The organism is Phenylobacterium sp. (assembly GCF_030651755.1).
GTDB lineage: Bacteria > Pseudomonadota > Alphaproteobacteria > Caulobacterales > Caulobacteraceae > Phenylobacterium.
Window position 1 is genome coordinate 1 of sequence record NZ_JAUSBZ010000035.1, and the last position, 4,979, is coordinate 4,979.

A 4,979-nucleotide genomic window follows, 5' to 3' on the forward strand; every position below is an offset into this window, starting at 1 on the left:
GAGCCATATCCGGAGAGGCCGGCCGGCACGCTGCGAACCCTGACCTCTCCGCGCGCCGGCCTCTTGCAACACCAGCCGAGCAAGCCTCAGATCAACCCAGGACTCTCGTTATGGCTGGATGAGAAATGGGGGTCACGTCACTGCTCATCCCACTTTTGCCAGATGGATGGTCGCCGGTCGATGGTGCTGACGATCTCCTCCGCCAGATGGCCGATCACCTTCGGGTCTCGAACATGACGGAGAGATGGGCTTTCCAAATGTCGATGCAGCAGCCTGGTGACCATGCTGACACGCTCATCGAAGAACATCCTTCCAGCCTCCAGGTACCCTTCCCCAAGAGAGCTTGTCCTGTCAGGCCATCGCAGTCGAGTCGGTGGCTGCCCGGTTGCGCGCGCCAACGCGAAGAGTTCTAAAATCTCCGTAGGGCAGGGAACGGGCCCCTAAAGCCTTCTCCGAATGTAGACTGTCAGACTGGGTCTGCTGCCTGTGTAGCCGCCCCCAGCTACCACGGCTTCCCGGCCGCAATAGTGGGCCTCCACGCAGCAGACTTTGCGAAGGTCTGCACAGGGTGGGGAGCGGACGTTATGCTTCTTCGTCGCTACCCCAGATGCGCGGGCTCAGATCGGATTGCTCGGGATTGCCATTCAGGAAGAGGCTGCGTCGCTGACCTTCCGGCATTTCCTCCAGCTGATCCGCGCGAGTTTGGGCGTGCGCAATATCTGAAAAGCTTTCAAACCAGACTAAGTCGTCCACGCCAAACTTGGCGATCCATTCCATATCGAGGAGCGATACCGAGACCCCTACGTAGGACTTAGCCAGTCCCTTGCTGGTAGCAATGTAAACGTAAGCTGAGGTGGGGCTTTCCATAATGGGCAACATGCCGCTGACACGGGATGCCCGCAACGGGTCGGCCTCAGCCGTTTCATTCCATCCTGAAACCGGACGCGCGCTCACTTCGGTCACAGCCCCAACCAGACGCCGGACCTTGAAGCGCGAAGAGCTTGCTAAAGGGGAGCCGTCTGCTTCACGTCTTCAATCGTATCGCTGGAGGCGGTGTCCTGGATCGTCTTTATGGCGCTGACAGCTGACTGCCGGGTCCGAAACCCCTCAGTGGAAAACAGCACCTCACCGCTGGGCGTCCGGAACCGAACGCGAAAGGCGCCTGCTAGATCGCGGAAAATCTCATAGCGGTACGGGGCGTTTTCAGGCGGTCGCTGCGACGCCATCTGCCGGTCCACGAACGCTTTGCCTAGAACATCGCGGGCGGGTCGCATGGCCGCGATTTCGGCATCGCTCAGGATCGGGTTTTCGGCGTCAGCCTTCTTTGCGTTTGGCTTCGGCATAGCGGGCGACTTCTCTGCGGTTGGCTCGGCGTAGACTGATGACGCGGACATTCTCGCCGCGGATGGTGAAGACTATCACATAGGTTAGCTGATCGATCTCGCCGATGGCGACAAAGCGCGGCTCCGATTGAGTTTGCGCGCTTTGCCCCACCAGCGCTGTCGACCAACTGAACCGCTCAGCCAGCGAGAAAGGCAGGCCACGCAGCGCCTCGTTCTGCTCGCTCTTGGCGGGATCGAACTCTATCGCCATCGGAGTTCCGTGGTCCTCGGCTGGCGCGTGGCAGCCAGGGAAACTCTACTTGGTTGGTCGTGAGCGCCAAGATGGATTCCTGCTGGCGCGAGGTGGCGGAGGGAGGTCGCCCACACCGTCCCCCCTTGCAATTCCCAGCGTCTGAAGGCCCCTTGCGCCCTCGTTCGAGATGGAGGCCCGCGATGGCGAGGAATGTGTACGACGCCCCGGTCAAGAAGGGGCGCAGCGTCGCCCTGCTGGCTGTCGTCGGGGTCGCCGCCGTCGTCCTGATCGGCGGCGTTCTCAGCGCCCTGGGTCAGCAGCGGATGGCCGCCGCCGAGCGCTGGACGCCGCAGGGGCCGGAATGTCCGGTCTGGCAAGGCGCCCTGCCGGTCTCCAAGACCCGTCCCGACCTGTTGAGCTTCGACTATGCCGGGGTGACGCTGGGCCGTTGGTTTGGTCACGCCAACTGTGTGGAGCTGTACAAGACCGCCCTGCCCGGCGGCGGGGTCTATCAGGCCTGCCACTTCACCGGACCGGACTTCGTGCGGGTTAAGGTGGGCGATCAGGAGACCACCTATCGGCCGGGCGTCGGCAAGCCGGCCATCGTCACCATCCGCGATGGGGTGGCCGCCTGCGCCACCGATCCCAGGGCCGCGGCGCCGGCGAAGCCATAGGCCCCTTGCGCCGGCGGACCTTCCCGCAAGGCTCTTGGCCCGGGCCGCACGCAAACTCTATATTCGAAGCCATAAGGGGCGGGCGACGCGATGAGCGAGGCGCGCCCCACAGCTGATTTGCTGAAGCATTAGAATATTTTGGGGATGCGACCATGGGCTCTGGAACATCGACGGGTTTGGCCGGTCGGCCAGTCGACAAGCAGGCCCTGCTGGCCAAGTACGTCGCCGAACGGGACAAGCGCCTGCGGGCCGACGGCAATGACCAGTATGTGCGGCTCACGGGCCGGTTCGCCGACTATCTCGATGATCCCTACACCCCCCGGGTCGAGCGCGCGCCCACGACCGACCATGTCACCTTCGCCTTCATCGGCGGCGGCTTCGCCGGCCTGGTGACCGGCGCGCGGCTGGTGGAGGCCGGGGTCAAAGACGTGCGGATCATCGACAAGGCCGGCGACTTCGGCGGCACCTGGTACTGGAACCGCTATCCCGGCGCCCAGTGCGACACGGCGTCGATGATCTACATGCCGCTGCTGGAAGAGACCGGGCACATGCCGAGCGAGAAGTACGCTCACGCCCCGGAAATCCTCGAGCAATGTCAGCGGATCGGCCGCCAGTACGGCCTCTATGACAACGCCCTCTTCCACACCGAGGTCGAGGACCTCTCCTGGGACGAGGGCCAAAGTCGCTGGCTGATCCGCACCAACCGCGGCGACGCCTTCACCGCCAGCTTCATCGGCTTGGGCACCGGCCCCCTGCATGTGCCCAAGCTGCCGGGCATTCCCGGCATCGAGGACTTCAAGGGCCACGCCTTCCACACCAGCCGGTGGGACTATGACTATACCGGCGGCGATCCCCGTGGCGGGCTGATGGACAAGCTGGCTGACAAGCGGGTGGCGATCATCGGCACCGGCGCCACCTCGGTCCAGGCCGTGCCGCACCTCGCCCGGGCCTGCCAGACCCTCTATGTGGTTCAGCGGACGCCGTCCTCGGTCGACGTGCGCGCCAACGCCCCCATCGATCCGGACTGGTTCAAGACCGTGGCCGAGCCCGGCTGGCAGCAGCGCTGGCTGGAGAACTTCACGGCCAACCAGGGGGGGAGCCTGGCTGAGGAAGATCTGGTGATGGACGGCTGGACAGACCTGTCCCGGCGCATCCGCAGCAAGATCAACGAACTCCCACCGGAAGACCGCAGCCCCTTCAAGATGCTGGCGGCCTTCGAGGACTCCGATTTCGAGAAGATGGAGGAGATCCGCGCCCGGGTGGATTCCATCGTCGCCGACACCGAGACCGCCCAGAAGCTCAAGGCCTGGTACCGCCAGCTCTGCAAGCGGCCCTGCTTCCACGACGCCTATCTGCAGGCCTTCAACACCCCAGGCACGCACCTGGTCGACACCGACGGCAAGGGTGTCGAGGCGATCACCGAAAAGGGTTTCGTGGTCGGGGGCGTCGAATATGAGGTCGATTGCATCATCTATGCCTCGGGCTTTGAGGTGGGCACGCCCTTCGAGCAGCGGGCGGGCTTTGATCTCACCGGCCGCGGCGGGCTGAAACTGTCGGAGGCCTGGGCCGAGGGCATGAAGAGCCTGCACGGCATCCATGTGCGCGACTTCCCCAACGCCTTCTTCGTGCAGCCCACGCAGGGCGCCAACCTGATCTCCAACATTCCGCACAATCTGACGGAGTCTGGCCGGACCATCGCCATGACCGTCCGCCACGCCCTGGACCGGGGCGCCAAGGAAGTCGAGGTGAGCGCGCCGGCGCAGCAGGCCTGGGTCGACCTATTGCTCACCGGCATGGGCCGGATGCTGGGGGCGCCCGATTGCACGCCCGGCTACTACAACAACGAGGGCCAGGACCCGGGGCCAGCGGCGCGGCTCAATGTGGGCTATCCCCAGGGCGCCAGCGCCTTCTTCAAATACATCGACGGATGGCGCAGCTCAGGCGCCTTCGAAGGTCTCGAATTCCGTTGAGGGGAGGCGGCGGCTGCGAGGCCGCCACCGCATATTCCTCCGCTCAGATGTCCAGGCGATAGGTGCGGCGGGCGGTGTCGTGGAAGAGGGCGGCTTTTTCCCCGGCTGATGCGCCCGTCGCCAGCCGCTTGAAGGCGTTCCACAGGGTGGCGTAGTCGCAGGTCCCGGCATCGACGGGGAAGTTGCTCTCGAACATGCAGCGCTGCGGGCCAAAGGCCTCGATGGCGGTCTCCACATAGGGCCGCCACTCCTGGGCCAGCACCTCCGAGGTCGCCGGGGGTTCGGCCAGGAAGCTTGGAAAGCCCAGGAAGGGCATGGCCAGTCCGCCAATCTTGCAGACCACATTGGGACGCTCAGCCAGGGCCTTGATGTTGTCCCGCCAGACCCCGAACCGCGCCTGGCGCTGGCCGGCATAGGCGCCGATGCCGAGCGGCGTGCCCACATGGTCGAGGATGATGGTCGTCTCAGGAAAGGCGCTGGCCAGATCGATCAGGTCAGGAAGCTGCGGCTCCAGCAGCCAGGCGTCGAAGGACAGGCCATGGCCGGCGAGGCGCGAAAATCCCGCCCGGAAGTCAGGGCTGCGATACAGCCCGGCCGGCATGCCTGAGAGGGGGCCGAGGACCGCGGGGTCGGGATCGTGGCGGGCGCTCTGCCGCACGCCGCGGAACCGCCCGCCGCCAGCGGCGAGATGCGCCTCCAGCACCGGGACGACACCGTCCCCCAGGGTCAGGTCCGCGTGGCCGACAATGCCGGCGCAGGC

General features: G+C 65.2%; 7 protein-coding genes. 2 read left to right on the top strand and 5 right to left on the bottom strand.

Annotated features, from left to right (window positions below; translation table 11 throughout):
* Positions 1–137: 137 nt before the first annotated feature.
* The 4 genes from Q7V15_RS02855 to Q7V15_RS02870 all read right to left on the bottom strand — a co-directional run bounded on the left by Q7V15_RS02855 (position 138) and on the right by Q7V15_RS02870 (position 1,593).
* Complete coding sequence (locus Q7V15_RS02855; RefSeq protein WP_304753702.1) at positions 138–308, bottom strand: hypothetical protein; 171 nt, start codon at positions 306–308, stop codon at positions 138–140.
* A 274-nt stretch (positions 309–582) separates the two neighbouring features.
* Positions 583–963: a hypothetical protein gene (locus Q7V15_RS02860; protein WP_304753703.1), complete on the bottom strand. Its 381-nt coding sequence runs from the start codon at positions 961–963 to the stop codon at positions 583–585.
* A 41-nt stretch (positions 964–1,004) separates the two neighbouring features.
* Entirely contained in the window at positions 1,005–1,343 is a 339-nt protein-coding gene (locus Q7V15_RS02865; RefSeq protein ID WP_304753705.1) for a DUF1508 domain-containing protein, read from the bottom strand.
* A complete protein-coding gene (locus Q7V15_RS02870; protein ID WP_304753707.1) occupies positions 1,315–1,593 on the bottom strand; it encodes a BrnT family toxin in 279 nt (92 codons plus the stop codon). The genes Q7V15_RS02865 and Q7V15_RS02870 overlap by 29 nt, the downstream gene beginning before the upstream one ends.
* Positions 1,594–1,775: 182 nt before the next feature.
* On the opposite strand from Q7V15_RS02870, the gene Q7V15_RS02875 reads away from it, so the two are divergent.
* Complete coding sequence (locus tag Q7V15_RS02875; RefSeq protein ID WP_304753709.1) at positions 1,776–2,249, top strand: hypothetical protein; 474 nt, start codon at positions 1,776–1,778, stop codon at positions 2,247–2,249.
* Between the two features lie 152 nt (positions 2,250–2,401).
* On the top strand, positions 2,402–4,219 hold the full coding sequence (locus tag Q7V15_RS02880) for an NAD(P)/FAD-dependent oxidoreductase (RefSeq protein ID WP_304753711.1): 1,818 nt from the start codon (positions 2,402–2,404) through the stop codon (positions 4,217–4,219).
* 43 nt (positions 4,220–4,262) lie between these two features.
* Here Q7V15_RS02880 and Q7V15_RS02885 read toward each other — a convergent pair.
* A partial coding sequence (locus Q7V15_RS02885) for an amidohydrolase (RefSeq protein ID WP_304753712.1) occupies positions 4,263–4,979 on the bottom strand: 717 nt, incomplete at its 5' end.

What these genes read in the sequence shown, in the direction of transcription:
- Q7V15_RS02870 (WP_304753707.1), bottom strand. Translation starts at nt 1,593, where the DNA reads ATGGCGATAGAGTTCGATCCCGCCAAGAGCGAGCAGAACGAGGCGCTG.
- Q7V15_RS02865 (WP_304753705.1), bottom strand. Translation starts at nt 1,343, where the DNA reads ATGCCGAAGCCAAACGCAAAGAAGGCTGACGCCGAAAACCCGATCCTG.
- Q7V15_RS02875 (WP_304753709.1), top strand. Translation starts at nt 1,776, where the DNA reads ATGGCGAGGAATGTGTACGACGCCCCGGTCAAGAAGGGGCGCAGCGTC.
- Q7V15_RS02855 (WP_304753702.1), bottom strand. Translation starts at nt 308, where the DNA reads ATGTTCTTCGATGAGCGTGTCAGCATGGTCACCAGGCTGCTGCATCGA.
- Q7V15_RS02880 (WP_304753711.1), top strand. Translation starts at nt 2,402, where the DNA reads ATGGGCTCTGGAACATCGACGGGTTTGGCCGGTCGGCCAGTCGACAAG.